The sequence below is a fragment of the Amycolatopsis sp. NPDC026612 genome (assembly GCF_040638285.1).
Taxonomy (GTDB): Bacteria; Actinomycetota; Actinomycetes; order Mycobacteriales; family Pseudonocardiaceae; genus Amycolatopsis.
Genome location: NZ_JBEZYB010000018.1, coordinates 83,564 through 108,441 on the forward strand (window position 1 = coordinate 83,564; position 24,878 = coordinate 108,441).

The 24,878-nt window shown below is 70.2% G+C and carries 28 protein-coding genes and 1 pseudogene; 15 read left to right on the forward strand and 14 right to left on the reverse strand.

What is annotated here, in order from left to right:
- Positions 1-70: 70 nt before the first annotated feature.
- Positions 71-928, forward strand: a complete 858-nt coding sequence (locus AB0F15_RS19005) for a bifunctional methylenetetrahydrofolate dehydrogenase/methenyltetrahydrofolate cyclohydrolase (RefSeq protein WP_360271530.1) — start codon at positions 71-73, stop codon at positions 926-928.
- A complete protein-coding gene (locus AB0F15_RS19010; protein WP_360271532.1) occupies positions 925-1,248 on the forward strand; it encodes a DUF3017 domain-containing protein in 324 nt (107 codons plus the stop codon). The genes AB0F15_RS19005 and AB0F15_RS19010 overlap by 4 nt, the downstream gene beginning before the upstream one ends.
- 54 nt (positions 1,249-1,302) lie before the next feature.
- Here the strand turns inward: AB0F15_RS19010 and AB0F15_RS19015 are convergent, their stop codons facing one another.
- Together AB0F15_RS19015 and AB0F15_RS19020 are read right to left on the reverse strand one after the other, a co-directional pair.
- A complete protein-coding gene (locus tag AB0F15_RS19015; protein WP_360271534.1) occupies positions 1,303-2,484 on the reverse strand; it encodes an MFS transporter in 1,182 nt (393 codons plus the stop codon).
- A 184-nt stretch (positions 2,485-2,668) separates the two neighbouring features.
- A complete protein-coding gene (locus AB0F15_RS19020) occupies positions 2,669-2,992 on the reverse strand; it encodes a metalloregulator ArsR/SmtB family transcription factor (protein WP_360271536.1) in 324 nt (107 codons plus the stop codon).
- A 108-nt stretch (positions 2,993-3,100) separates the two neighbouring features.
- On the opposite strand from AB0F15_RS19020, the gene AB0F15_RS19025 reads away from it, so the two are divergent.
- Both AB0F15_RS19025 and AB0F15_RS19030 read left to right on the forward strand, forming a co-directional pair.
- Positions 3,101-4,279 (forward strand): MFS transporter, encoded by a 1,179-nt coding sequence (locus AB0F15_RS19025; protein WP_360271538.1) that lies wholly within the window; start codon positions 3,101-3,103, stop codon positions 4,277-4,279.
- 58 nt (positions 4,280-4,337) lie between these two features.
- Positions 4,338-4,919, forward strand: coding sequence for an HhH-GPD-type base excision DNA repair protein (locus AB0F15_RS19030; RefSeq protein WP_360271540.1), 582 nt, complete (start codon positions 4,338-4,340; stop codon positions 4,917-4,919).
- Here the strand turns inward: AB0F15_RS19030 and AB0F15_RS19035 are convergent.
- Positions 4,882-5,403: a DUF2165 domain-containing protein gene (locus AB0F15_RS19035; protein WP_360271542.1), complete on the reverse strand. Its 522-nt coding sequence runs from the start codon at positions 5,401-5,403 to the stop codon at positions 4,882-4,884. The genes AB0F15_RS19030 and AB0F15_RS19035 overlap by 38 nt on opposite strands.
- A gap of 21 nt (positions 5,404-5,424) precedes the next feature.
- A complete protein-coding gene (locus tag AB0F15_RS19040) occupies positions 5,425-6,204 on the reverse strand; it encodes an AraC family transcriptional regulator (protein ID WP_360271544.1) in 780 nt (259 codons plus the stop codon).
- Between the two features lie 49 nt (positions 6,205-6,253).
- Here AB0F15_RS19040 and AB0F15_RS19045 point away from each other — a divergent pair, with 49 nt between their 5' ends.
- A complete protein-coding gene (locus AB0F15_RS19045; RefSeq protein ID WP_360271546.1) occupies positions 6,254-6,667 on the forward strand; it encodes a DUF2000 domain-containing protein in 414 nt (137 codons plus the stop codon).
- A gap of 35 nt (positions 6,668-6,702) precedes the next feature.
- Here the strand turns inward: AB0F15_RS19045 and AB0F15_RS19050 are convergent, their stop codons facing one another.
- From AB0F15_RS19050 to AB0F15_RS19060, 3 genes and pseudogenes are all read right to left on the reverse strand, one after another.
- Complete coding sequence (locus AB0F15_RS19050) at positions 6,703-7,320, reverse strand: class I SAM-dependent methyltransferase (protein ID WP_360271688.1); 618 nt, start codon at positions 7,318-7,320, stop codon at positions 6,703-6,705.
- Positions 7,321-7,332: 12 nt separating this feature from the next.
- Positions 7,333-7,710 (reverse strand): annotated as a pseudogene (locus AB0F15_RS19055) (DUF2203 domain-containing protein); the annotation flags it as partial.
- Positions 7,711-7,735: 25 nt separating this feature from the next.
- Positions 7,736-8,263 (reverse strand): hypothetical protein, encoded by a 528-nt coding sequence (locus AB0F15_RS19060; RefSeq protein ID WP_360271548.1) that lies wholly within the window; start codon positions 8,261-8,263, stop codon positions 7,736-7,738.
- Between the two features lie 257 nt (positions 8,264-8,520).
- Between AB0F15_RS19060 and AB0F15_RS19065 the strand changes: the two genes are divergently transcribed.
- Positions 8,521-9,744 carry an NADP-dependent isocitrate dehydrogenase gene (locus AB0F15_RS19065; protein ID WP_360271550.1) on the forward strand — a complete coding sequence of 408 codons (1,224 nt, stop codon included), beginning with the start codon at positions 8,521-8,523 and terminating at the stop codon, positions 9,742-9,744.
- Positions 9,745-9,928: 184 nt separating this feature from the next.
- Positions 9,929-10,225 (forward strand): SH3 domain-containing protein, encoded by a 297-nt coding sequence (locus AB0F15_RS19070; RefSeq protein WP_360271552.1) that lies wholly within the window; start codon positions 9,929-9,931, stop codon positions 10,223-10,225.
- A 4-nt stretch (positions 10,226-10,229) separates the two neighbouring features.
- Here the strand turns inward: AB0F15_RS19070 and AB0F15_RS19075 are convergent, their stop codons facing one another.
- From AB0F15_RS19075 to AB0F15_RS19085, 3 genes are all read right to left on the reverse strand, one after another.
- A complete protein-coding gene (locus tag AB0F15_RS19075; RefSeq protein WP_360271554.1) occupies positions 10,230-10,778 on the reverse strand; it encodes a permease in 549 nt (182 codons plus the stop codon).
- A gap of 79 nt (positions 10,779-10,857) precedes the next feature.
- The gene (locus AB0F15_RS19080) at positions 10,858-11,439 is read right to left on the reverse strand and encodes a TetR/AcrR family transcriptional regulator (RefSeq protein WP_360271557.1); all 582 of its coding nucleotides are present in this window, start codon (positions 11,437-11,439) and stop codon (positions 10,858-10,860) included.
- Positions 11,440-11,932: 493 nt separating this feature from the next.
- Positions 11,933-12,691, reverse strand: coding sequence for an MBL fold metallo-hydrolase (locus tag AB0F15_RS19085; RefSeq protein ID WP_360271560.1), 759 nt, complete (start codon positions 12,689-12,691; stop codon positions 11,933-11,935).
- 45 nt (positions 12,692-12,736) lie between these two features.
- Here AB0F15_RS19085 and AB0F15_RS19090 point away from each other — a divergent pair, with 45 nt between their 5' ends.
- The 6 genes from AB0F15_RS19090 to AB0F15_RS19115 all read left to right on the forward strand — a co-directional run bounded on the left by AB0F15_RS19090 (position 12,737) and on the right by AB0F15_RS19115 (position 18,016).
- Entirely contained in the window at positions 12,737-13,555 is an 819-nt protein-coding gene (locus tag AB0F15_RS19090; protein ID WP_360271563.1) for an exodeoxyribonuclease III, read from the forward strand.
- A gap of 258 nt (positions 13,556-13,813) precedes the next feature.
- Positions 13,814-14,221: a hypothetical protein gene (locus tag AB0F15_RS19095; protein ID WP_360271566.1), complete on the forward strand. Its 408-nt coding sequence runs from the start codon at positions 13,814-13,816 to the stop codon at positions 14,219-14,221.
- Between the two features lie 46 nt (positions 14,222-14,267).
- Positions 14,268-15,302, forward strand: a complete 1,035-nt coding sequence (gene trpS / locus AB0F15_RS19100) for a tryptophan--tRNA ligase (protein ID WP_360271569.1) — start codon at positions 14,268-14,270, stop codon at positions 15,300-15,302.
- Between the two features lie 99 nt (positions 15,303-15,401).
- Positions 15,402-16,415 carry an inner membrane protein YhjD gene (gene yhjD / locus AB0F15_RS19105; RefSeq protein ID WP_360271572.1) on the forward strand — a complete coding sequence of 338 codons (1,014 nt, stop codon included), beginning with the start codon at positions 15,402-15,404 and terminating at the stop codon, positions 16,413-16,415.
- A gap of 57 nt (positions 16,416-16,472) precedes the next feature.
- Positions 16,473-17,582 carry an acyl-CoA dehydrogenase family protein gene (locus AB0F15_RS19110; RefSeq protein ID WP_360271575.1) on the forward strand — a complete coding sequence of 370 codons (1,110 nt, stop codon included), beginning with the start codon at positions 16,473-16,475 and terminating at the stop codon, positions 17,580-17,582.
- Positions 17,579-18,016, forward strand: coding sequence for a helix-turn-helix domain-containing protein (locus tag AB0F15_RS19115; RefSeq protein ID WP_360271578.1), 438 nt, complete (start codon positions 17,579-17,581; stop codon positions 18,014-18,016). The genes AB0F15_RS19110 and AB0F15_RS19115 overlap by 4 nt, the downstream gene beginning before the upstream one ends.
- Here the strand turns inward: AB0F15_RS19115 and AB0F15_RS19120 are convergent.
- The gene (locus AB0F15_RS19120) at positions 18,013-19,257 is read right to left on the reverse strand and encodes a peptidase M15 (RefSeq protein ID WP_360271581.1); all 1,245 of its coding nucleotides are present in this window, start codon (positions 19,255-19,257) and stop codon (positions 18,013-18,015) included. The genes AB0F15_RS19115 and AB0F15_RS19120 overlap by 4 nt on opposite strands.
- 43 nt (positions 19,258-19,300) lie before the next feature.
- Here AB0F15_RS19120 and AB0F15_RS19125 point away from each other — a divergent pair, with 43 nt between their 5' ends.
- Positions 19,301-19,540: a hypothetical protein gene (locus AB0F15_RS19125; protein WP_360271584.1), complete on the forward strand. Its 240-nt coding sequence runs from the start codon at positions 19,301-19,303 to the stop codon at positions 19,538-19,540.
- Positions 19,541-19,610: 70 nt separating this feature from the next.
- On the forward strand, positions 19,611-21,008 hold the full coding sequence (locus AB0F15_RS19130) for a S8 family serine peptidase (protein ID WP_360271586.1): 1,398 nt from the start codon (positions 19,611-19,613) through the stop codon (positions 21,006-21,008).
- A gap of 286 nt (positions 21,009-21,294) precedes the next feature.
- Here AB0F15_RS19130 and AB0F15_RS19135 read toward each other — a convergent pair whose 3' ends face one another.
- From AB0F15_RS19135 to sdhA, 3 genes are all read right to left on the reverse strand, one after another.
- Entirely contained in the window at positions 21,295-22,209 is a 915-nt protein-coding gene (locus AB0F15_RS19135) for a hypothetical protein (RefSeq protein ID WP_360271589.1), read from the reverse strand.
- Positions 22,210-22,350: 141 nt separating this feature from the next.
- On the reverse strand, positions 22,351-23,121 hold the full coding sequence (locus AB0F15_RS19140; protein WP_360271591.1) for a succinate dehydrogenase iron-sulfur subunit: 771 nt from the start codon (positions 23,119-23,121) through the stop codon (positions 22,351-22,353).
- Positions 23,121-24,875: a succinate dehydrogenase flavoprotein subunit gene (gene sdhA, locus AB0F15_RS19145; protein ID WP_360271594.1), complete on the reverse strand. Its 1,755-nt coding sequence runs from the start codon at positions 24,873-24,875 to the stop codon at positions 23,121-23,123. The genes AB0F15_RS19140 and sdhA overlap by 1 nt, the downstream gene beginning before the upstream one ends.
- Positions 24,876-24,878: the final 3 nt, after the last annotated feature.

Sequence of the window (24,878 nt, forward strand, 5' to 3'; positions counted from 1 at the left end):
CCAGTCTACGGGCTGCGACCATCCGCGCCTGGAAGCGACGCGCGGAGGCCGCTTTGCCAGAATGGGGCCCGTGACGGCGAAGATTCTCGACGGCAAGGCCACCAAGAACGCCATTTTCGCGGAGCTCGAGCCCCGCGTCGCGGCTCTGGCCGCGAAGGGGGTGACGCCGGGCCTGGGCACCGTCCTGGTCGGCGACGACCCGGGCTCGCACTCGTACGTGCGGATGAAGCACGCCGACAGCGGCAAGATCGGGATCAACTCGATCCGCCGCGACCTGCCGGCCGACATCACCCAGGAGAAGCTCGAAGCCGTCATCGACGAGCTGAACGCCGACCCGGCCTGCCACGGCTACATCGTGCAGCTCCCGCTGCCGAAGCACCTCGACGCGAACCGCGTGCTCGAGCGGATCGACCCGGAGAAGGACGCCGACGGCCTCGCGCCGGTCAGCCTCGGCCGGCTCGTGCTGGGCCAGCGCGGCGCGCTGCCGTGCACGCCGTACGGGATCATCGAGCTGCTCAAGCGCCACGGCGTCGAGCTGAACGGCGCGCACGTCACCGTGGTCGGCCGCGGCATCACCGTCGGCCGCACGCTGGGCCTGCTGCTGACCCGGCGCAGCGAAAACGCCACCGTCACCTTGTGCCACACCGGCACCCGCGACCTCGCCGCCGAGGTCCGCCGCGCCGACGTCGTGGTCGCCGCGGCCGGCGTGCCCGGGATCATCACGCCGGACATGGTCGCCCCGGGCGCCGCGGTGCTCGACGTCGGTGTGTCCCACGTGGACGGGAAGCTCACCGGCGATGTTCACCCGGACGTGGCCGAGGTGGCCGGCTGGATCTCGCCGAACCCGGGCGGGGTGGGCCCGATGACCCGGGCGATGCTCGTCAGCAACGTCGTCGAGGCGGCGGAACGCGCGGTCCGGGATCGATGACGATGACCGAAGACCGGCGGGACCTGTCGGACCGCCGGCGCAAGCAGGGCCGGTTCACCCAGCTGCCGTTCACGGCAGTGCTGCTGGTGGTGGCCGTCGCCGCCCTGCGGATCTTCCAGTACCACTGGCGGGAGGGCACGGCGCTGATCGGCGCCGCGCTCCTCCTCGCCGCGGTGCTGCGGGCGGTCCTGCCGGCCGCCGGGGCCGGCCTGCTCGCGATCCGCGGCAAGGTCGTGGACATCGTGACCTTCACCGCGCTCGCGGCGGCCGTCCTGTTCGTCGCGTTGACGATCATCGGCGGCCCGTTCGGCTCCTCCTGAACGACCGCCAAAAGCGGCACTTTCACGTGAAAGTGCCGCTTTTGGGAGTGGCTGTCAGGAAGCCAGGGCGAGTTCGCGTCGTTCGGCGCGGGCTTCGCGACGGTCCAAAGTGCCCGACACGATCGCCAGCGTGAGCCCGAAGACCGCGAGCAGGGCGCCGACCCAGTTGGGGGCGACCAGGCCGAGGCCGCCGGCGATGACCAGGCCGCCGAGGTAGGCACCGATCGAGTTGGCGATGTTGAACGCGGACTGGACGGCGGCCGACACCAGGGACGGAGTGCCGCCCGCCTTTTCCATGATCCGCGCCTGCATCATCGGGCCGATCATGAAGCCGGCGACGCCGACGAAGAAGATCGTGATCGCGGCCCCGACCTTGCCCTGCGCCGTGATGGTGAAGATGCCCAGCACCGACGCCAGCGCCAGCAGGGCGATGTAGAGGCCCGGCATCAGCGCCCGGTCGGCCAGCCGGCCGCCGAGCAGGTTGCCGATCGTCATGCCGACCCCGGCCAGCGAAAGCAGCAGGGTGACGTTCGACGGCGAGTAGCCGGCGACGTCGGTCAGCATCGGCGTGATGTAGGACAGGCAGGCGAACACGCCGCCGAGCCCGAACGTGACGATCGCCAGCGCGAGGTGGACCTGGGGCCGCTTGAACGCGCCGAGTTCGGTGCGCAGCGACGCCTCGGCGGGCTTGCCCTGGTGCGGCACCAGCTTCGCGATGGCGGCGGCGGCGACCAGGCCGATCACGGCGACGACGCCGAACGTGGCGCGCCAGCCGACCCGCTGGCCGAGCAGCGTGCCCAGCGGCACGCCGATGACGTTCGCCAGGGTCAGGCCGAGGAACATCATCGACACGGCCTTGGCGCGCTGGCCGGGGCCGACGAGGCCGGAGGCGACGACGGCGCCGGCGCCGAAGAACGCGCCGTGGGGCAGGCCGGCCAGGAACCGGAACGCGACGCCGAACTCCTGGTTTGGCGACAGCGCGAAGAGGGCGTTGCCCAGCGTGAACAGGCCCATCATGGCCAGCAGCATGGTCTTGCGCGGCAGCCGCACCGCGGCTGCCGTGAGCAGGGGGGCGCCGATGACGACGCCGAGGGCGTAACCGGAGATGAGGTAGCCGGCGGTCGGGATGTCGACGCCGAAGTCGGCGGCCGCCTGGGGCAGCACGCCCATCATGACGAACTCGGTGGTCCCGATGCCGAAGGCTCCGATGGCGAGCGCGAGCAGCGCGACGGGCACGGCACTCCTTCCAAGGTGGGTAAACGATTACTGAGCCGGTCTTCTGGATCGGTTCAGTCGACGGACAGAAAAGAAGGCAGCCGATCGGCCCCAGCGCCGTGAGCTGCCTACGTCCCAGTCCAACAAGCGAGGGGGGCGGTTGTCATCCCGATATCGGGTGACGATCCACACCGTAACGCGGCGATCAGCGCGGAGCCGCCAGAACGCCGTCCAGGAGGCCCGGGAACAGGGTGTCGAGATCGGTGCGGCGCAACGAGTTGAACCGCGTCGTGCCTTCCTGGCGGCCGGCCACGACACCGGCCTGGCGCAGGATGCTCAGGTGGTGGGTGATTGTGGACTTCGTCACCGGGACGGTCAGGCCACTGCACGAGATTTCCCGATCGCTGGCCGCGAGCTGGCGGACGATGGCCAGCCGTACCGGGTCGGCGAGGGCGCGAAGCACGCCTTCGACGGTGATCTCCTCCTGGGCCGGGTAGTAGAGCGGCGGCAGGGTCCCGTGCTTGGCCATGCGTCCATTGTACGACGCCGGTCGAAATTGCGGCGGCGGCGTAGTACGGTGACTGTCGAACTACGACGTTCGTCGAACCAATCCCTGCGTCGCTTGGGGGCTCAGCCCATGTCCGCACCCGCTCCTTCGAGGATCTCGGTACTCGCCTTCGGCGCTTTCGGCGTCGGGACCAGCGGTTACATCGTCGCCGGGCTGCTGCCCGCGCTGACCGGCGAGCTGCACGTCTCGGCCACGGCCGCGGCGCAGCTCGTGACCGCGTTCGCCATCGCGTACGCGATCGGCTCGCCGCTGTTCGCCGCCGCCACCGGCACCTGGGAACGCCGGACGCTGCTGGTCGCCGCGCTCGCCGTCACCGGCGCAGGCAACCTGTTCGCCGCGCTCGCGCCCGGCTACGGCTCCCTGCTGGTCGCCCGGGTGGTGACCGCGGTCGGCGCCGCGGTGTTCACGCCCGCGGCGAGCGCCGTGGCGGCCGAGCTGACCGCCCCCGAGCGCCGGGGCCGCGCCGTCGCGCTGGTGTTCGGCGGCCTGACGGTGGCGCTCATCTTCGGCGTCCCGCTCGGCAGTCTCATCTCGCAGCACCTCGGCTACCGGCCGGCGTTCGCGCTGGTCGCCGCGTTCTCGCTGGCGAGCGCGCTGGCCGTGCGGCTGGCGCTGCCCACGGTCGCCGCGCCACCGCGGGTCGGGCTCGCCGAGCGGTTCGCCGCGGGCCGCGACCCGCGGGTGCTGGTCATGCTGGCCACGACGGTGCTCGCCTGCCTGGCCGCGTTCATGGTCTACACGTTCGTGTCACCGCTGCTGGCCGCCACCGCCGGCGTGCACGGCACCACGGTGACGGTGCTGCTCTTCTGCTACGGCGTCGGCGGCGCGATCGGCAACTTCGCGGGCGGCCGGGCGACCGACCGCTGGGGCTCGCGGACGCCGCTGCTCGTCGTCACCGTGGTCATCACCGCCGTGCTGGCGTTGCTGCCGCTGACGACGGTGACACCGATCGCCGCCGGGATCTCGCTGTTCGTGTGGGGACTGGCCACGTGGTCGTTCAACCCGCCGGTGCAGCACCGCCTGATCGAGCTGGCCCCGGGCCACGCCGGGCTGGTGCTCTCGCTCAACGCGTCCGCGATCTACCTCGGCGTCGGCCTGTCCGGCGTCGTCGGGGGAGCGGTGCTCGCTTCGGGTGGCCCGCTGCTGCTGCCCGAGATCGCGGCCGCGCTGACCCTCGTGGCCCTGCTGCTGGTGGGCTCGGCGTGGGGGCGGGTCCGCGAGCCTCGGGAGCCGGTCGCCGTCGGCTGAGCGCAGTCGGGCACGCCGGAAGTCCCGCGGCCGGGCCCGGCCTGCCAAGATGGCGCGCATGACGCGTGAACTGCACCTGACCGGTCAGGAAGTGGCCGATCGGCTGCTCAGCGAGGACCCGGTGGCGCTGCTCGTCGGCATGCTGCTCGACCAGCAGATCCCGATGGAGGTCGCCTTCATCGGGCCGCGCAAGATCGCCGACCGGATGGACGGCTTCGACGTCCGCAAGATCGCCGAGGCGGATCCGGAGGAGTTCGTCCAGCTGTGCGTGACGCCGCCGGCGATCCACCGCTACGGCGGCTCGATGGCGCGCCGCGTCCAGGGGCTCTGCCGGCACATCGTCGAGCACTACGACGGCGATGCCGAGGCGATCTGGACCGCCGGCCGCCCCAAGCCCGACGGCGCGGAGGTGCTGAAGCGCCTGAAGGCTCTGCCCGGCTACGGCGAGCAGAAGGCGAAGATCTTCCTGGCCCTGCTGGGCAAGCAGTACGGCGTTCGCCCGAAGGGCTGGCGCGAGGCAGCGGGCGCGTACGGCGACCGCGGATCACGTCGCTCGATCGCGGACGTCGTGAGCCCGAAGACGCTGCAGGAGGTCCGGGCGTTCAAGAAGGCCGAGAAGGCGGCGGCGAAGGCTCTGTAGCCGCCCCCGGCAAGTGGGCGACAACCAGCGCCACCGTCGCGATCAGGAAGTTCTGCAACGCCGGCTGCAGCCCGTTCCACTTCTCCGACTGCCACATCTGGAACCACTCGCCGCCGATGGCGAGGAAGCCGACGCCGAACAGCAGCACCCACATCACCCAGCCGAGCGTCGACAGCCGCCTGGCCGCCGTGCTCCCGCGGAGCCACGCGACGAACGCCGCGATCAGCACCAGCGCCGTCAGCGTCTCCCACGCGATGATCACCACGTACGCGGTGTTCTGCAGACCCGGCCCGGTGATCGCGCGCCACATCATGTCCGGGGAGCGGAACGTCGTGTCCATCGCGAGCACGTGCTGGACGAAAGCCTGGTTCGTGCCGAAGTCGGTGATGTTGCCGAACGCGATGAGCGCCATCTGGAGCGCGGTCATGCCGGTGAGGACGGTGACCGCGAACCGCAGGCCGCCGATCCTGGCGAGGAACCCCATCTCCGGATCGTAACGACGCCGTCACCGGGTTTTCGCGTAGCGCGCGGGCGTCGTGCCCAGGTACCGCTTGAAGTGCCGCGTCAGGTGGGCCTGGTCGGTGAACCCGGCCGCGGCCGCCACTTCGGCGGCCGGGGTGCCGCCGAGCAGCAGCCGGCGTGCCCGGTCGACCCGGCGGCCGGTCAGGTAGCGGTGCGGTGGCAGGCCGAACCGGGACCCGAAGCAGCGGACGAGGTACGCGGGGTGCGCGCCGAGCGTCTCGGCGGCTTCGGCGAGCGTGACCGCTTCCGGCAGGCGGGCGTCGAGGAGGTCCCGGAGGTCGTCGGCCAGCCCGCGCTTCGGTTCGTGCGCCGCCGTCCGCCCGAGGTGGGTGCGCAGCCGGTCGGCGACCAGCACGAGCCGGCTTTCGGCTTCCAGCGCGTCACCGGGTTCGGCGAGGGACTCGTGGAGCTGGTGGATGCGGGTGCGCAGGACGCCGTCGGCGAGGCTCGGGCGGTCGACCGCCGCGCCGATCAGGTCGTCGCCCAGCACCGACGTGTCCAGGTAGAGCACGCGCTTGCGGAAGCCGTGGCTGGTCGCGGCCCGTCCGTCGTGGGCGACGTTCGGCGGCAGCAGCGTCACGGCCGGGCCGAGCGCGCCGTGGTGGTGGCGGTCCAGGTCGTAGCGGATGACGCCGTCGTCGACGATCAGCAACGTCCACGTGTCGTGCGTGTGCAGCGGGTAGGCGTGCGTGGTGAAGCGCGCGTGGAAGACCTCGGCGATCCCCGGGACCGCCGGCCGCCAAGCCGAAACGCGCGCCTCCATGTCAAGAACGTACAAGACACGGGCGTCGCGGCCGGGCGAGTCTTCCGGCATGAGTTCCTTCGACACGAAGATCGCCGTCCTGCTCCGCGACGACCTGGCGTCCTGGCAGCGGCTGAACGTCACCGCGTTCCTGGTGAGCGGGATCGCCCACGTGACCCCGGAGCTGATGGGCGAGCCCTACGAAGACGCCGACGGCACGCAGTACCTGCCGATGTTCGGCCAGCCGATCATGGTCTTCTCCGGCACGGCGGACGTCCTGACCGCGGCCCACGGCCGCGCGCTGGGCCGCGGGCTGCGGTTTTCGATCTTCACCGACGAGCTGTTCCACACCGGCAACGACGCCGACAACCGGGCGGCGGTGCGCGCGGTGCCGGGGGAGAAGCTGGCGCTGGCCGGGATGGCGGTGCACGGCCCGAAGAACGCCGTGGACAAGATCCTCAAGGGAGCGTCGCTGCACCGCTGAGCAGCACCCTGCCCCGGTGCCCTGCACCGCCTGAGTCACGGCGCTGTCGCGTGCACCAGGAAGACGCTGCGGATCCGGCCCCCGCCGTCGGCGGTGAACGTCCGCGCCGAAGCGTCCACGAAGCCCGCCGACGAGGCCAGCGCCGCGGCGCCGGCCTCGCCGGTCGGGAAGGACAGGTCCCCCGGTACGAACTCGGCGAACGGCCCGGACGGCTTGAAGCGCGCCCCGGACACCACCGAAAACGCCAGCCGTCCGCCCGGTTTCAGCACTCGTAACCAGTCGGCGAACGCCACCGCGCCCAGGAAGTGCAGGGAGGACGCGCACAGCACGACGTCCGCTGAGTGGTCCTCGACCGGCATCGGCACCGCCGGCCCGACCCGCCATTCGATCCGCCCGTCCGGATCCTGCGCGGGCGCTTTCGCCTCGGCCCGCGCGAGCATGGCCGGCGACAAGTCGACAGCCAGCACGCGCGCCGGCTTCAGCTGTAGCGCCGCGTACGCCGCGAAGCCCGTCCCGGTGGCGACGTCGAGGACGAGTCCGGGAGCGCCGGGGAGCGGCTCGACCAGGGCTTCCGCCACGGATGCGTGAAAGGTGTCTTCGTCGTAGTGCTCGGCGGTGCCGTCGAAGAAGGCGGCCCGGGATTCGTCGCTCACGGACCCAACGTAGCCGGGGAGGCCAGGGATTTTCAGTGGACGACGACCCGCGAACCCCAGGTCGGTGCGGTGGTACCAGCCCAGGTCGCGGTCGCCTTCGAGCCAGCACAGGAGTACGTCGGTGCCGTCGAGCTCGGCCGGGAAGTCGATCAGCAGCGGCGCGAACCCCTTGAGCTCGGCGCCGGTGCGCTGCACCGTCGTCATCAGGTCGTCGAGGCGGGCCTGCGCGGCCTTCCATTCGGGCAATCCGCCCAGTTCGGTGGCCCGGCCGCCCGGCCGCAGTGACGCCGCCAGCTCGGCGGCGTCGGCACGGACGCGCACGAGTTCGTCGAGGACCGGCCGCAGGCGCGTCAGTTCGTCGCGTGCCTCCGCGACGGTGAACAGTCCCATCCGCCGATGATGCCACCGGCGCGCGTCAGGCTTCGCGGCGCCGCCGGACCAGTGCATTGGCCAGTCCGCTGCCGACGAGCAGGAAGCCCACGCCGAGCAGGCCGCCGATGAAGAGGAAGTCCATGACGCCGTACGCGATGTCGCTCTTCGGCATCATGTTCACCAGCCGGAAACCCCATTCGGGCACGGCCATCGCGGCGACACCGGGCAGCACACCGTAGATCAGGCCGCCCAGGATCGGGCCGACCGCCGACAACGCGCCGAGCGCGGCGACGACGAGCAGCAGGATTGCCCCACCGGCCAGCAGCGCGATGCCGAGCGAGTCGCGGTTGGTGCTGAGCGTGGCCTGGACGAGCTGCTGCTGGCGGAAGCCGCCCCAGCTCACGAGGCCGAGGGCGACCGGGGTGAGCACGATCCCGCCGAGCGCGCTGACGACGTGCGAGGGGCCTCGGCGCGGCCGCTCGGCGAGTGCTTCGGCGGGCTCCTCGTACTCCTCGTACTCCTCGTAACCCTCGTAGTCTTCTTCGTGGTCGGCGTACCGATGAGTCGTCACGGCCGTCACCTCCCTCATTGTGGTTTCACGGGTGGCATCGTGCCCTGGTTCACCGCCGGGCGCGAGCGCTGCTCGGTGAGCGGTCGGATCGGCTGACCGGCGGGTTCCCGCCCGGTGATCCGTGCCACAAACGGCGGGTGGAGACTTGATGCCGACCACTACTGGAACCATCCAGCTCCGTCAAGCAGTACGCTTGTACCGCTACCGGCGAGACGTATGAAGCAACGCGAAGATCCGCGGAAGGAGCACCGCTGCTCATGGCCAAGATCAAGGTCCAGGGCACCGTCGTCGAACTCGACGGCGATGAGATGACCCGCATCATTTGGCAGTTCATCAAGGACAAGCTGATCCACCCGTACCTGGACGTGAACCTGGACTACTACGACCTGGGTATCGAGGAGCGGGACCGCACCGACGACCAGGTCACGATCGACTCCGCGAACGCGATCAAGAAGCACGGCGTGGGCGTCAAGTGCGCCACGATCACCCCCGACGAGGCACGCGTCGAAGAGTTCGGCCTCAAGAAGATGTGGCTGTCCCCGAACGGGACGATCCGCAACATCCTCGGCGGCGTGATCTTCCGCGAGCCGATCGTCATCCAGAACATCCCGCGCCTGGTGCCGACGTGGACGAAGCCGATCATCATCGGCAGGCACGCGCACGGCGACCAGTACAAGGCGACCAACTTCAAGGTCCCCGGCCCGGGCACGCTGACCATCAGCTACACCCCGGACGACGGCTCCGAGCCGATGGAGTTCGAGGTCGCGAAGTTCCCCGAGGGCGGCGGCGTCGCCATGGGGATGTACAACTACAAGAAGTCGATCGAGGACTTCGCGCGCGCGTCGCTGCAGTACGGCCTCGACCGCGGCCTGCCGGTCTACCTCTCCACCAAGAACACGATCCTCAAGGCCTACGACGGCCAGTTCAAGGACGTCTTCGAGGAGATCTTCCAGGCCGAGTTCAAGGCCGACTTCGACGCCAAGGGCATCTCCTACGAGCACCGCCTGATCGACGACATGGTCGCCGCGGCGATGAAGTGGGAGGGCGGCTACGTCTGGGCGTGCAAGAACTACGACGGTGACGTCCAGTCCGACACGGTCGCGCAGGGCTTCGGCTCGCTCGGCCTGATGACGTCGGTGCTGCGCACCCCGGACGGCCGGACCGTCGAGGCCGAGGCCGCGCACGGCACGGTCACCCGGCACTACCGCCAGCACCAGCAGGGCAAGCCGACCTCGACGAACCCGATCGCGTCGATCTACGCCTGGACCCGCGGCCTCGAGCACCGCGGCAAGCTGGACGGCAACCAGGAGCTGATCGGCTTCGCGAACACGCTGGAGCAGGTCGTCGTCGAGACCGTCGAAAGCGGCCAGATGACGAAGGACCTCGCGCTGCTCATCAGCAAGGACCAGCCGTTCCAGACGACCGAGGAGTTCCTCGCGACGCTGGACGACAACCTGGCGAAGAAGATCGCCCAGGGCTGAGTTCCGGTTTTCGAAAGCCCCCTTTCCCGGTTCGCCGGGGAGGGGGCTTTCGCGTGATCACGCGTTGTCACCTCGCGCGTGCGCCGCTGGCGCCTCCGGGTGGTTGCTGCGTCCGGCGCTGTCGGTGCGGGTAAAGGATTGCCTACCCTTGGCGTGGGACGGGGCTCGAGGGTTGGAGGCAGGCATGTCGAAGAAGACTCTGATCGTCTTGGGCGCCATCGTCCTGATTGTCATCGTCTACGCCATGAACACGGGCAAGCAGGCTTCGAGCGCTTCGGCCACCGGCTGCAAGGTGACCGTGACCGCGGACGTGCTGAACGCCCGCGAGTCGGCGGACGGCAACGCCAAGATCGTCGGCAAGTACCTGCGCGACGCCCAGTTCGATGCCCTGCCGGGCGTGCAGAACGGCTTCCGGAAGGTGGCCGACGACAAGTGGGTGGCCGCTGCCTTCACCCAGCCCGTTGCCGGCTCCGCCTGCTGAGCCGTCAGACGCCGAGCAGATCGGCGGCGAGGGTGACGACGCCGAAGGCCGCGGCCGACAGGCCCAGCGTGCGTGCGCGCTTCGGGTCGCGCTTCGCCGCTTCGCGCCAGTAGAGGCCGACCCCGATCGCCAGCATCAGCAGCTCGACGACGGCCGAGACGACCGGCAGCCGCCAGAGCCCGAAGCCGAACGTCGGCAGGTCACCCGCGTTACCGGGCAGGATCGGCAGGTCGGCGCGGTGCACGACGAGGTCGAGCAGCCAGTGCGAGAACACGACACCGCCGAGGACCAGCCCGGCTTCGCGGCCGAGCCACCGGCTCGCGACGGCGCCGAAGAGGGCGGCGAGCACGAGCGCCCCGACGAGGGAGTGCGTGTAGTCGGCGTGGATGACGCCGCCGCCGTAGCCCGTGCCGTCGATCGTCTCGATGCCGCTGAGGTAGAGCGGCACGAAGACGACGTCGAGCCACGCGGTGGCGAGCATGAGTGTCCAGATCGGGATGGCCGGCCGGCCCGCCTTGACCGCGGCGGCCAGCCCGAAGTGCCCGGTGATCATCTGCGGGCCTCCGTCCAGGGGAAGCGGGCGTCGAGCACGCCCAGCCCGACGGTGAAGAGGAGCACGGCGAGGATGAAGGTCATTCCTTTTCCTGTTCCGAGTAGTTCGTGAGTCCCTGGACCAGCATCTTCTTGAGCACTTCGAAGCTTTCGTCGACGTCTTCCGGGAGCCCGAAGCCGCCGGAAGCCTCGAGCCCGGCGAAGCCGTGGACGGCGGCGCGGATGCAGCGAGTGGCGTGGACGGCTCGGGCGCGGTCGAAGCCGAACGGCCTCAGCACGGCGAAGACGACTTCGGCCACGGCGTGGGTCGCGGCGGTGAGTTCGGCGCCCCCACGGTCCGGAGCGGCGGTCAGCGCGCCGGTGCGGTGCGGGTGGCGCCGCAGGTAGCCGCGGTAGGCATCGGCGACGGCGGCGACGGCGTCCCCGCCTTCGCGCCCGGTGGCGGCGGCACGGAGGGTTTCGGCCATTTCCCGCACGACGCGGAGATCGATCAGCTGCCGGAGTTCGGCGAGGTTCTTGACGTGCTTGTAGAGGGACGGCGCGGCGACACCGGCGCGTTCGGCGATCTTGGCGAGGGTGAGCGAGCCGGGTCCGCTCTCGTCGACGACAGCCATGGCGAGTTGGACGACGGCGTCGGTGGTCAGTCCGGCTCTGGGGGACATGTGGTTACTTTACATAGCTTTAAAGCTAATGTTCGTAGCTTGAGGCGTCAAGGCGCCTTTTTTGTCGGTGGGTGCTGCTAGAACTGATCACGTCGGAAAGCGCTGGTGGGCGGCGTGAGGTTGCCCAGGAGGGAGGGGAACGTCCGGGGACGGGCGACAACTGAATGGCGGCACGGGCCGGGGTGTCCGGAGTGTCCGCGGGGTCTCCAGGGGGAGTCTCGCGGGCCGGGCGGCCCTGGGTGGCTTGCGTGGCGTGGCGTGGTGCGGGTCGGCGGGGATCGAGCCTGGGGACCGTGCTCGGACGGGGGTTCGGGCACGAGGGGAGATCCTTGGTGTCGGCTTCGGCGGCCGCGGGAGCGTGGCGGCTGCGTTCGGAAGGCCGCCTCCGGCACCGGGCCGTCCGCGCGCTGCCACCCGAAGGGGTCCGGCCGGGCGGCGCTGCCATCCGAGGGGGGCCGGGCGGGTGGGTCTCGCGGTCGCGCTCCGACGGGGGTCAGAGCGCGATCGTGAGGTCCTCCTCGGCGGCCAGGACCTCACCGCCGAACCGGTGGCGTGCCTCCTCGACGGCCGCCGCTCGGTCGGTGCCTGGCCAGAAGTGGGTGAGCAGGAGCCTGCGTGCGCCGGCTTTCGCCGCCCAGTGGCCTGCCTCCGCCGCGGTCATCAGGTAGCGGGGCTCTCCCTCCGGCGGTGGGGTGCGGAGGGTGGCGTCGCAGATGAACAGGTCCGCGTCCCGGCCCAGTTCGGCCAGCAGCGGTGACGGTCCCGTGTCGCCCGTGTAGGCCACCGTCAGCCCGGGCGCGGTGAGGCGCACGCCGAAGTTCGGCTGGTGGTGCGGCAGCGGGTACGGCGTCATGCGGAACGGCCCGACGTCGGCCGGCTCGGCGAGGTCGTGCACCTCGAACAGGGTCGCCGGGTGCGGGCGCGGCTCCATCGCCTCGAGCCGGCGGATCGTGCCGGCTGTGCAGTGCAGCGGCAGCCTCGCCGAGGGCGTGCCGGCCTGGACCGTGAAGTGCCACGCCCGCCCCAGCGCGCTGACGTCGGCGCAGTGGTCGGGATGCTCGTGCGTCACCACCACCGCGCCGGGCAGTCCGTCGCGGCAGTGCGTGAACAACCGCGACGCGGCCCCGTACCCGAGGTCGAGGAGCACGCGGAAGCCATCGTGCGCGAGCAGGAACCCGGCGCAGGCCCGGCCGGGCTCCGGCCACGCGCCACAACTGCCCAGCACCGTCAGCCGGCTCGCCGCGTCGCCCATGGAGCCCAGTGTGGCAAAGCTGCCCGCGCCGGCCCGGCCGGTAGCGTGCACGGCGTGCTGACCGTCTCCACCGTGAACGTCAACGGCCTCCGCGCCGCCGCCAAAAAGGGCTTCGTCGAGTGGCTCGCCGCCACGAAGGCCGACGTCGTCGCCTGTCAGGAGGTGCGCGCCGAAGCGAGCCAGCTGCCCGCCGAGGTCGTCGAGCCCGAAGGGTGGTTCTCGGTGCACGCGCCGTCGGCCGTCAAAGGGCGCAACGGTGTTTCCGTGTACAGCCGCGTCGAGCCCGGCGAGGTCCGCGTCGGCTTCGGGGAGCCCGAGTTCGAGGACAGCGGGCGCTACCTCGAGGTGCACTTCCCGAACGTCGTCGTCGCGAGCCTCTACCTGCCCAGCGGGGACGTCGGCACCGAGCGCCAGCACGAAAAGGAACGCTTCATGGCCGCGTTCCTGCCCTACCTCGTCGAGCTGCGGGCGAAGGCCGCCACAGGTGGGCGGGAGGTCGTCGTCGCCGGGGACTGGAACATCGCCTACGACACCGGCGACCTCAAGAACTGGCGCGGCAACCGCCAGAACTCCGGCTTCCTGCCCGGTGAACGCGCCTGGCTCGGCCGGGTCTACACCGAGGCGGGCTACGCCGACGTCCAGCGGCGGCTCGACCCGGCCGGCCCGGGCCCGTACACCTGGTGGTCCTACCGCGGCCAGGCCTTCGACAACGACTCCGGCTGGCGCATCGACTGCCAGCTCGCGACCCCCGGCCTGGCCGGGAAGGTCGTCTCCGTCGTCGTCGAACGGGCGGCCGCGTACGACCAGCGCTGGTCCGACCACGCCCCGGTCACCGCGACCTACGACATCGACTTCCCCGGCTAGGGCCTGTCACGCCACCGGGCACGCTCCGGGCACGCTCTACTTCGCGTAGTAGTGCCGCGTCCGCGCTTCACTCGTGTGAGTGATCCGAGTGAACCGTGGGGGTGCTCGGGCCGTATCCCCGGTTGAGCGCTACTCTCACTCCCGGGTCGATCAAAACCGGCAGGTCTTGACACGCTCGGTAGTTTTTTGACCAGTAGCACGCAGCGTCTCACTCGGATGGGTGAGCGTTTCGCTCGTCACTCGGCGGGAGGCACTCCGGTGCGCAACCCAGGTCAAACCCTGTTGGGGTTCACGCTGCGCGGTTTCCGCACGGCCGCGGTGGTCGCGTTCGTCCCGGCCGCTCTGCTCCTGGCCGGCGGCGGCAGCGCGTTCGCCGACGTCATGACGGTCGCGCAGGCCGACGCCAACGCGGACAGCTTCGGTGTGCTCGGTCCCGTCGGGCTGGTCGCGGTCGCGCTGGGCATCGTCGGCATGACGCTGGGCGTGCTGCGCCAGCGGCGCAAGACCCGGGCCGACGCGGCGCTCGCCCAGGCCGTCCCGGTCGTGCCGGACCTCGCGGGCCTGCCCGGCCTCCCGGGCCCGGTCACCGCGATGGCCGAAGCCGTCCTCGCCGACCCCGACGTCACGCCGACGCGCCCGTTCCTCACGCCGCGCCCGAACGCCTGAGGGCCCTCGGCGCCCGCCGGTCGCCGCGGCCTGGAAGAATCCTGACGTGTCCGAAGAACAGACCGTCGCAGCAGAGCGCCGCCCGCGGGTCCTGTCCGGGATCCAGCCCACCGCCGACTCGTTCCACCTCGGCAACTACCTCGGTGCGCTGCGCCAGTGGGTGCGGCTGCAGGACACGCACGAGCCGTTCTACTCCGTGGTCGACCTGCACGCGATCACCGTGGAGCAGGACCCGAAGGTGCTGCGGCAGCGCACCCGGGTTTCGGCCGCGCAACTGCTGGCCATCGGCATCGACCCGCAGCGCAGCGCCCTGTTCGTGCAGAGCCACGTCCCCGAGCACGCCCAGCTGAGCTGGGTGCTGGAGTGCCAGACCGGCTTCGGCGAGGCCGGCCGGATGACGCAGTTCAAGGACAAGTCCGCGAAGCAGGGCTCCGACCGTTCCAGTGTCGGCCTGTTCACCTACCCGGTCCTGCAGGCCGCGGACATCCTGCTCTACCAGGCCGACGCCGTCCCGGTCGGCGAGGACCAGCGCCAGCACCTCGAGCTGACCCGCGATCTCGCGCAGCGCTTCAACAACCGGCTGGGCAAGACGTTCGTCGTGCCGGAGCCGTACATCATCAAGGACACGGCGAAGATCTACGACCTGCAGGACCCGACGGCCAAGATGAGCAAGTCGGCCTCCAGCGCGAACGGCCTCATCGAACTCCTCGAAGACCCCAAGCGGTCCGCGAAGAAGATCCGCTCGGCGGTCACCGACACCGGGCGCGAGGTCGTGTTCGACGCCGAGAACAAGGCGGGCGTGTCGAACCTGCTGACCATCTACTCGGCGCTGACCGAGCGGCCGATCGCCGACCTCGAAGCCGCGTACGAAGGCAAGGGCTACGGCGACCTGAAGAAGGACCTCGGCGAGGTGTTCGTCGACTGGGTGACCCCCGTCCAACACCGTGCGCAGTCCTATTTGGACGATGTGGCGGAGCTGGACAAGGTCCTCGCCGCGGGAGCCGAACGTGCGCGCGAGGTGGCGTCGAAGACGTTGGCCAAGACGTACCAGCGGATCGGGTTCCTGCCGCCGGTGCGGTGAAGCCGGTCCCGCTCGACGGCCCGCCGGGCGGCTGCCGGGCCTCCCTCACGTGAGCCGCTCGCGTTGCGGGTGTTCACTGCGCGTGGTTAGCGTTTCACGGTGGCGAACGAAGAAACGAAGGAAAAGCTGCTGCCGCGGCTGCGGCGGAAGTACCCGTGGCTCGATCACCTCATCCGGGCCAATGACGCCTTCACCGAGCGGTACGGCAACCACTACGCCGCCGCCATCACCTACTTCAGCGTGCTGTCCGTCTTCCCGCTGCTCATGGTCGCCTTCGCCGTGTTCGGGCTGGTCGTCAACCACGACCAGACGATCATCCAGAAGATCACCGACAGCATCAACAACTCCGTGCCGGAGGGGCCGCGGGCCCTGGTCAAGAGCATCGTCGACGGCGCGCTCCAGTCCGGCAGTGGCGTCGGGATCTTCGGCCTGCTCATCGCGCTCTATTCCGGCGTCGGCTGGATGTCGAACCTCCGGGACGCGCTCACCGCGCAGTGGGGCCAGGAGAAGCAGCCGCAGCCGTTCGTCAAGCAGACGTTCAAGGACCTCGTCGCGCTGGTCGGACTCGGCGTCGCGCTCGTCGTCTCGTTCGGGCTGACCGCCATCGGGGGTGGCGTCGGCCATTTCCTGCTCGAACTCGTGGGCCTCGACCAGGCCGCATGGGCGAACTTCCTGCTCCGCGTGGCGACGATCGTGCTCGGCCTGCTCGCCAACACCCTGGTCTTCCTGTGGGTGATCGCGCGCTTGCCCCGGGAGCAGGTCGTGTTGCGCAGTGCCGTCAAGGGCGCCGTGTTCGCCGCCGTCGGCTTCGTCGTCCTGCAGCAGGTCGCCTCCGTCTACCTGGCCAGCGTCACGAAGTCGCCGTCGGCCGCGCTGCTCGGGCCGGTCATCGGCCTGCTCGTGTTCGCCAACCTCGTCTCCCGTTTCCTGCTGTTCGTCACCGCCTGGACCGCGACGGCGAAGGAGAACCAGCGCGAGGTCGTCGCGTCGCCGCCGCCTCCGGTCCGGCTCGAGCAGAGCATCACCGTGCAGCGCGGGCCGGGCTTCGGTGCCGTCGCGGGGGCGTTCGGCGCCGGGGCCGTGCTCGCGTGGCTGGGCCGTCGCAAGCCTTGACACCCGGCCCGGCGGTAAAGAAACTGAACCGGTAAGAAATCCGAACCGGAGGGTTTCGTGCTGCTGGACGCCGCCCGTGAGTGTGCCGACCTCGCCAGGACCCTGGCACCGGTCACCGAGCGGCAGCGTGCGTTGCCGCCCGAGCTCGTCGCGAAGCTGACGAACGCCCAGCTGTTCCGCACCGGCGTTCCCGGCTACCTCGGCGGCCCCGAAGCGCCGCCCGCCGTGAGCCTCGAGACGGCCGAGACGGTCGCGCGCGGGGACGCGTCGGCCGGCTGGTGCGTCTCGATCGCCGTGACGAGCAGCCTGCTCTCGGCCTACGCCCCGCGGGAGTGTGCCGAGGAGGTCTTCGGGGATCCGAAGACGGTCGCCGCCGGGGTCTGGGCGCCGCGCGGGACCGGCGAGAAGGTCGACGGCGGCTACGTCGTGTCCGGCCGCTGGGCGTTCTGCAGCGGCATCCCGCACGCGGACTGGCTCTTCGCCGGGTTCGTCCACGACAAAGCGCTCTACGTCGCCGCGTTGCCCAAGGCCGGGATCGAGGTGCTGGACACCTGGCACACGAACGGCTTGCGGGGCACCGGCAGCCACGACTGCGTCGCCGACGCCCTGTTCGTCCCCGGCCACCGCGTCTTCTCGGTGATGGCCGGCCCACCCCCGGATGCCGGCGCGCTGCACCGGTTTCCGCTCTTCGGCTTCTTCGCGCTGTCGGTCGCGGCCGCCGCGCTGGGCAACGCGCGCGGCGCCATCGACGACCTGGCCGAGCTCGCGTCGACGCGCAAACCGCTCGGCTCCCGCCGGTCGCTGGTCGAGCGGTCGGCGACCCAGGCCGCCGTCGCGGAGGCCGAAGCGGCCCTGCGCGCGGCGCGGCTTCTGTTCTACCGCGCCATCGACGACGCCTGGCAGGCCGCGCAGGGCACCGAACCGGTGCCGGACGCGCTCAAACTGGGGCTCCGGCTGGCCGCCACGCACGCGACACGCACGGCGGCGAAAGTCGCCGAAAGCATGTACGACCTCGGCGGCGGCGCCGCGATCTACGAGACTTCGCCGTTGCAGCGCCGGTTCCGTGACGCGCACACCGCGACCGCCCACTTCCAGGTCAACCCGGCCAGCTACGAGCTGTCCGGCAAGCTGCTGCTGGGCGTCCCGGCCCGGACGGACCAGCTGTGAACGACCTCGGGCACCGGTTCACGGCGGACTCGGTCGGCCGCGCGCTCGACCTGGTCGGCGAGCGGTGGAGCCTGCTCATCCTGCGCGAGACGTTCTTCGGCGTGCGCCGCTACGGCGAGTTCGCGCGCAACCTGGCCATCCCGCGCCCGACGTTGTCGGCCCGGCTGAAGACCCTCGTCGACGCCGGGGTGCTCGACCGCGTCGACCCGGTGCCGGAGTACGTGCTGACGCGGGCCGGACGGGACCTCTTCGGGGCGGTCGTCACGCTCATGCAGTGGGGCGACCGGTACCTCGCGGGACCCGAAGGGCCGCCGATCCTGTTGCGGCACAAGGACTGCGGCGAGATCGCCGAAACGTTCGTGGCCTGCGGGCACTGCGGCGGCGCGATCGCCGCCGACAAGGTGACCCCGGAACCCGGACCCGGCTTCCGCTAGCTCGCGGACCGCTTGCGCTGGTGCCCGACCACGAACCCGCCGACGATGACCAGGAACACCACCAGCGTGATGATCCAGCCGGTGACACCGAACGGGTCCTCCTTCGCGGTGGCGGCCGACGCGGACGTGCCGCTGTTGCCGGTGCCGCCGTCGGGGAGCGCGGACGGGTCGCCGTTCGCCGGCGTGGCGGCCGGTGCCTGGTAGGTGATCTGGCCGACCGGCACGGCGTGGTCCTCTTCCAGCGCGAAGCCGTAGTCGAGCAGCTTGCCCGCCTGGTCGACCACCTTGGTCGGCTTCTGCTCGGCGCGCAGCATGACGACCGCGAGCCGCTTCCCGTTCCGCTGCGCCGCACCGACGTAGGTGTGGCGGGCGTCGTCGGTGAAGCCGGTCTTGCCGCCGAGGAAGCCGGGGTAAACGCCGAGCAGCTTGTTGTCGTTGAAGATCGGGATGGCCGGCTTCCCGCCGGCCGGCGGGATCTCGTAGTTCTTCGTCGCGACGACCTTCGCGAACTCCGGCTGCTTCATCGCGTAGTGGAAGATCAGGCTCAGGTCGTAGGCCGAGGTCGACATGCCGGGTCCGTCCAGGCCCGACGGCGTCGCGGCACGCGTGTCGAGCGCGCCGATGCGGGCGGCCAGCGCGTTCATCTTCACCACCGCGGCGTCGGCGCCGCCGAGCGCCGCGGCGAACGCGTGCGCGACGTCGTTGCCCGAGTGCATCAACAGCCCGTGCAGCAGCTGGTCGACGGAGTACTGGCCGCCGGCGACGAGGCCGACGCAGGTGCACTCCTGCTCGGCGTCCTCCTTCGACGCGACGATCACCTGCTGCGGGTCCAGCTGGGTGACGACGAGCAGCGCGAGCAGCGTCTTGATCAGCGACGCGGGCCGCTCCCGGGCGTGCGGGTCCTTCGCCGCGACGACCGCGCCGGTGTCGAGGTCCTGCACCAGCCAGGACGCCGCGGTGTTGCCGTCCGGCGGGTTGAGCGCGCCGTCCGGGGTGACCAGGCCGCATTCGGCCATCCGGGGGCCGCCGACCGGGACGGCGGGCACGGCGAGCGGCGCCGGGGCCGGTTTGCCCGGCGCGGGCTTCTCCGATGTGTCGACCGGCGCCGGGGGCGCCTGGCGGTCCGCGCACTGGCCCTGCGGCGGCGCCCCGGCCGCCAGCGCGGGACTGCTCAGGGCCAGAAGGGCGGCGGCGAGCGTCGTCGTGAAGACCTTGAGCGACCGGGAGACTGCGGAGTGCACCCACGCAATCTAGCGCCGCGGCCCGCGTCGCATACTCAGGGGCATGCGCATTTCCCGAGGCACCTCCGTGTTCCTGCTGGCCTTCGGCGGGTGGTCCTGGATCATCTGGATCACCTTCGCCAAGAACCTGTGGGACAGCGACCGGGCCTGGGCTCCGGACGGCTCGCCCACCGCGTACTTCGTGGTGCACGCCGTGCTGACCGTCGTCTCGTTCGTGCTGGGCACGATCATCGGCGTGCTCGGCTGGCGCGGGGTGCGCGCCGCTTCGCGCGTCGACGCCTGAATCCCCCTCCTTGGTCGGTGGTGCGGTCCGGCAGGGCCGGTTTAGGTTGGCCACCGAACCTGGAGGTGGAATGTCCCGTTTACGCCGAATGACGGCCCCGCTCGTGCTGGCCGTCGGGGGCGGCTTGTTCGCGGCGGTACCGGCCGCGGAGGCCGCGCCGGCCGCCTGCGACACGACGAGCACGCCGTACACCTACGTCGTGACGTACCAGCCGGGCACCCGCGCGTCGGCCGTCGACAAGGAGCTGGCGGCGAAGTGCGGCACCAAGGTCGCTTACTACGACCGGATCGGTGTCGCGATCGCCGCCTCGCGCAACGCGGACTTCCAGCAGAAGATCGGCGTCTACCGGGCCTACTCGGGCAGCAAGGACGTGGCTTCCCAAGGCGGCGCGGCCGCGCGTTCACTCGGTGCGGTGAAGACACTGGAGGACACGCGTTCGGTGGCTGCCGCCGGTGACCTGTCCGCGCAGCAGTGGGACATGAAGGCGATCCACGTGCCGGAAGCGAACAAGATCTTCCAGGGCAGCCGCGCGGTGACGGTCGGCGTGCTCGACTCGGGCATCGACGCGACCCACCCGGCCCTGCGCGCCGCCGTCGACGCTCGGTCCTCGGCGGGCTGCGTGACGGGCGCGCCGGACCTTTCCCCGGCGTCCTGGGCGCCGACGACGTCGGACCACGGCACGCACGTGGCGGGCACGATCGCGGGCAAGGACCAGGCCGCGGGCTTCACCGGCATCGCGCCGGGCGTGCGGCTGGCCTCGGTGAAGGTCGTCAACGACGACGGCTACATCTTCCCGGAGTCGGCGGTGTGCGGGTTCGTCTGGGCGGCCGAGCACGGCTTCCAGGTGACGAACAACAGTTACTACGTCGACCCGGGCATGTTCTTCTGCTCCCGCGAACCGGGCGACGCGGCGGCTTACGAGGCCGTCCGCCGCGCGATCGAGTACTCGACCCACCGCGGCGTCCTGAACGTGTCGGCGGCGGGCAACTCCGGCTTCGACACGACCGAGCAGACCACTGACCCGAACCGCCCGCACCCGGTCGACTCGTCGTGCGGCATCCTCCCGAAGGCGATCGACGGGGTCGTGACGGTCTCGTCGGTGGGTTACGCGGGCACGAAGTCGTCGTTCAGCAACTACGGCGAGATCGACGTGACGGCCCCCGGCGGGGACTTCGTCCAGGCGCCGCCTGAGGGCGCCGGCCCGTCGTGCCCGCTGTCGACCACGGTGTTCGGCGGGTTGTACGGCTCGAAGTGCGGCACGTCGATGGCCTCCCCGCACGTGGCCGGCGTTGCGGCCCTGCTGGCTTCCCGGTTCCGCGGGGCGCCGCCTTGGCTGCTCACGCGGCTGCTGGAGGGCGAGGCGGACGTGGTGAAGTGCGCGTCGACGGAGACCGAGTGCACGGGACCGGCGAAGAACAACTCGTACTACGGCCACGGCCTGGTCAACGCACTGGACGCGGTGCGCTGACCCGCAACAGGAAAGGGCCTCCCCGCTCAGCCGAGCGGGGAGGCCCCTTTCACTGGGTTGGCGTACCTTCGGGCAGCTTCACTTGACTGGGTGTAGATCGGAGAAGACTTCACTCCGGAGCCGGTGTAGCCTGACCGGACCAATAGCCCGAGCAGATGAGTCATTGTTCCCGCAGTGGTTCAGGAACGGATTTTCCATGTCAGGCGGCTCCGAGACGGGTGGCAACTGATCGTTCGATCAGCCACCTTCGCCCGGACCGCCATTTGGGGGTCCGGGCGTTTTTTCGTCAGCTCTGTGAGTAGTCGGCGATGAACCCCATGCGGGTGTGCAGTTCGGGCCCCTCCGCCGAGAACTCGACCACGACGTCCTGGCCGAGCCGGTGGCGGTGCAGGTTCTGGGCGCCCTGGTTGCGGACCTTGAAGGCGGCGGGAATCCGGATGTTCCGGAAGATGACCCGGTGTTCGAACTTGCCGATCTCCTTGTTGAACAGCACGTCGAAGCTCTCCGGAGCCGTCCCGTTCATCAGGTCGGCCGAGTAGCCGGGCCAATCCCATTCGACGGTGATCAGGTCGCCGGCCTGGACCACTGTGCCGAGGTGGAGGTAGATTTCCAGCTTCGGTTTCCCGTCCTGGTTGAATGTCCAGACGGACGTGGCGTTGGCCCGGGTCCGCTCGTCGATGTCGTCTTCGCCCGCGTGGTAGGCGTGGCACCGGACCTTGCGCCGGTCGCGGTTCGTCAGGCGTGTGGTGCCGTAGTAGACGAGGTTCACCGACACATACCGGAGCGTTCCGTTGGACGCGGCCTCGAGCACCAGATCCCGCCGGCAATGGGCGTCGCCGTTTTCTTCGATGACCACTTCCTGCCGCCATTCCCGCACCGACAACGGGGAACTGGAATGCATGTGGTCGGCGTAGGTGTGCAGGAGTTGTTCGATGTGATCGACTTTGCTGCGAAGGCGTTGGGTGCCCGCGAAGGAAAGCGCGCTCACCAGCACGAACAGGCAGGCGGCCAAGGTCGCGAAGGTGAGCCGCAACCAGGGGAGACCGAGGATCTGGCCAAGCAGGCCGACAGTGCCGAGTGACGCGAGCGCCCCGGCGAGGGAGCGGAAATAGCCGTAGCGGAAGACGTGTTCTTCGAGGTCAGCGACGAGGGGTGCCAGTCTGCGGGAAACAATCCTGCGAAGCTCCGAACCAGCACCCATGCGCTCGCATCCTGTAATCGGCGTCGACCCTTCAGGCTAGCCCAGCCGCCCATGGCTGCCCAGATCTCGCGACTGGACAAAACAATGGCGAAGGACCCTCCGGCAGGAGTCGCCGGAGGGCCCTTCGGTGTTGCGAAATCGTCAGACGCGCTTGAAGAGCAGGGCGCGCTTCACTTCCTGGATCGCCTTGGTCACCTGGATGCCGCGCGGGCAGGCGTCCGTGCAGTTGAACGTCGTGCGGCAGCGCCAGACGCCTTCGCCGTCGTTCAGGATGTCCAGGCGCTCCTCCGCTCCCTCGTCGCGGGAGTCGAAGATGAACCGGTGGGCGTTGACGATCGCCGCCGGGCCGAAGTACGAACCGTCGTTCCAGTACACCGGGCAGGACGACGTGCAGCACGCGCACAGGATGCACTTCGTCGTGTCGTCGAAGCGGTCGCGGTCGGCCTGGGACTGGATGCGCTCGCGCGTCGGCTCGTTGCCGTACGTGATCAGGTACGGCTTGATCGCGCGGTACGCCTCGAAGAACGGGTCCATGTCGACGTACAGGTCCTTCAACGTCGTCAGGCCCTTGATCGGGGCGATCGTGATCGTCGTCGGCTTCCCGGACGACGACAGCAGGTCCTTCATCAGGACCTTGCACGCCAGCCGGTTGATGCCGTTGATCTGCATGGCGTCGGACCCGCACACGCCGTGCGCGCACGACCGGCGGAACGAGAACGTGCCGTCGATGTAGTCCTTGACGTAGAACAGCAGGTTCAGCAGCCGGTCGGTGCGCTGCGCCGGGACGTCGTAGGACTCCCAGTGCGGCTCCGAATCCACCTCCGGGTTGAACCGGAGGATCTTGAGCGTGACCGTGATCGGGGTGTGCTCGTCCGACGCAGCGGGAGCGTCCTCGGTGGTTGCCGCAGTCATCAGTACTTCCGCTCCATCGGCTCGTAGCGGGTGAAGGTGACCGGCTTGTAGTCCAGCCGGATGTCGGACGACAGACCCGAGCCCTGCTTGTAGGCCATGGTGTGCCGCATGAAGTTCGTGTCGTCGCGGGTCGGGTAGTCCTCGCGGGCGTGGCCGCCGCGGGATTCCTTGCGCGCCAGCGCACCCACGATCAGGACCTCGGCCAGCTCCAGCAGGAAGCCCAGTTCGACGGCCTCGAGCAGGTCGGTGTTGTACCGCTTGCCCTTGTCCGACACGGTGATCCGCTGGTACCGCTCCTTGAGCGCCTGGATGTCGGTCAGCGCCTGCTTCAGCGTGTCCTCGGTCCGGTACACCGACGCGTGCGAGTCCATCGTCTGCTGCATTTCCTTGCGGATGTCGGCGACGCGCTCGTCGCCGTGCTCCGACAGCAGGCCCGCGAGCTGCTCCTCGACCAGCGTGGTCGGGTTCTCCGGCAGCTCGACGTGCTCGTGGGCCAGCGCGTACTCCGCGGCCGCGATGCCGGCGCGGCGGCCGAACACGTTGATGTCGAGCAGCGAGTTCGTGCCCAGGCGGTTCGACCCGTGCACGGACACGCACGCGACCTCACCCGCCGCGTACAGGCCGGGGATGACGTTCTCGTTGTCCCGCAACGCTTCTCCGTGCACGTTGGTCGGGATCCCGCCCATCACGTAGTGACACGTCGGGAACACCGGCACCGGCTCCTTCACCGGGTCGACGCCCAGGTAGGTGCGCGAGAACTCCATGATGTCCGGGAGCTTCGCGTTCAGCGTCTCCTCGGGGATGTGCGTGACGTCCAGGACGACGTAGTCCTTGTTCGGGCCGCAACCCCGGCCCTGCAGCACTTCCTGCACCATCGAGCGCGCCACGATGTCGCGCGGCGCGAGGTCCTTGATGGTGGGGGCGTAGCGCTCCATGAACCGCTCGCCGGAGGCGTTGCGCAGGATCCCGCCCTCGCCGCGGACGGCTTCGGAGATCAGGATGCCCAGGCCCGCGAGGCCGGTCGGGTGGAACTGGAAGAACTCCATGTCCTCCAGCGGGAGGCCCTTGCGGAAGATGATGCCGAGGCCGTCACCGGTGAGGGTGTGCGCGTTCGACGTCGTCTTGAAGATCTTGCCCGCGCCGCCGGTGGCCATCACGATCGACTTCGCCTGGAAGACGTGCAGCTCGCCGGTGGCCAGCTCGTAGGCGACGACGCCGGAGGCGACCGGGTTGCCGTGCTCGTCCGGGGTGGTGAGGAGGTCGAGCACGTAGAACTCGTTGAAGAACTCCGTGCCGTACTTGACGCAGTTCTGGTACAGCGTCTGCAGGATCATGTGCCCGGTGCGGTCCGCGGCGTAGCAGGCGCGGCGGACCGCGGCCTTGCCGTGGTCACGCGTGTGCCCGCCGAAGCGGCGCTGGTCGATCTTGCCTTCGGGCGTGCGGTTGAACGGCAGGCCCATCTTCTCGAGGTCGAGGACCGCGTCGATGGCCTCCTTCGCCATGATCTCGGCGGCGTCCTGGTCGACCAGGTAGTCGCCGCCCTTGATCGTGTCGAAGGTGTGCCACTCCCAGTTGTCCTCTTCGACGTTCGCCAGTGCGGCGCACATGCCGCCCTGGGCCGCGCCGGTGTGGGACCGGGTCGGGTAGAGCTTGGTGAGGACCGCGGTCCGGGCGCGCTGGCCGGACTCGATGGCCGCGCGCATGCCGGCACCGCCGGCACCGACGATCACCACGTCGTACTTGTGGAACTGCATGGT

Coding starts and splice junctions, on each gene's coding strand:
- AB0F15_RS19010 (WP_360271532.1), top strand. CDS start 925: ATGACGATGACCGAAGACCGGCGGGACCTGTCGGACCGCCGGCGCAAG.
- AB0F15_RS19020 (WP_360271536.1), bottom strand. CDS start 2,992: ATGGCCAAGCACGGGACCCTGCCGCCGCTCTACTACCCGGCCCAGGAG.
- AB0F15_RS19025 (WP_360271538.1), top strand. CDS start 3,101: ATGTCCGCACCCGCTCCTTCGAGGATCTCGGTACTCGCCTTCGGCGCT.
- AB0F15_RS19030 (WP_360271540.1), top strand. CDS start 4,338: ATGACGCGTGAACTGCACCTGACCGGTCAGGAAGTGGCCGATCGGCTG.
- AB0F15_RS19035 (WP_360271542.1), bottom strand. CDS start 5,403: ATGGGGTTCCTCGCCAGGATCGGCGGCCTGCGGTTCGCGGTCACCGTC.
- AB0F15_RS19040 (WP_360271544.1), bottom strand. CDS start 6,204: ATGGAGGCGCGCGTTTCGGCTTGGCGGCCGGCGGTCCCGGGGATCGCC.
- AB0F15_RS19045 (WP_360271546.1), top strand. CDS start 6,254: ATGAGTTCCTTCGACACGAAGATCGCCGTCCTGCTCCGCGACGACCTG.
- AB0F15_RS19065 (WP_360271550.1), top strand. CDS start 8,521: ATGGCCAAGATCAAGGTCCAGGGCACCGTCGTCGAACTCGACGGCGAT.
- AB0F15_RS19070 (WP_360271552.1), top strand. CDS start 9,929: ATGTCGAAGAAGACTCTGATCGTCTTGGGCGCCATCGTCCTGATTGTC.
- AB0F15_RS19075 (WP_360271554.1), bottom strand. CDS start 10,778: ATGATCACCGGGCACTTCGGGCTGGCCGCCGCGGTCAAGGCGGGCCGG.
- AB0F15_RS19080 (WP_360271557.1), bottom strand. CDS start 11,439: ATGTCCCCCAGAGCCGGACTGACCACCGACGCCGTCGTCCAACTCGCC.
- AB0F15_RS19085 (WP_360271560.1), bottom strand. CDS start 12,691: ATGGGCGACGCGGCGAGCCGGCTGACGGTGCTGGGCAGTTGTGGCGCG.
- AB0F15_RS19125 (WP_360271584.1), top strand. CDS start 19,301: ATGCGCATTTCCCGAGGCACCTCCGTGTTCCTGCTGGCCTTCGGCGGG.
- AB0F15_RS19130 (WP_360271586.1), top strand. CDS start 19,611: ATGTCCCGTTTACGCCGAATGACGGCCCCGCTCGTGCTGGCCGTCGGG.
- AB0F15_RS19135 (WP_360271589.1), bottom strand. CDS start 22,209: ATGGGTGCTGGTTCGGAGCTTCGCAGGATTGTTTCCCGCAGACTGGCA.
- AB0F15_RS19140 (WP_360271591.1), bottom strand. CDS start 23,121: ATGACTGCGGCAACCACCGAGGACGCTCCCGCTGCGTCGGACGAGCAC.
- sdhA (WP_360271594.1), bottom strand. CDS start 24,875: ATGCAGTTCCACAAGTACGACGTGGTGATCGTCGGTGCCGGCGGTGCC.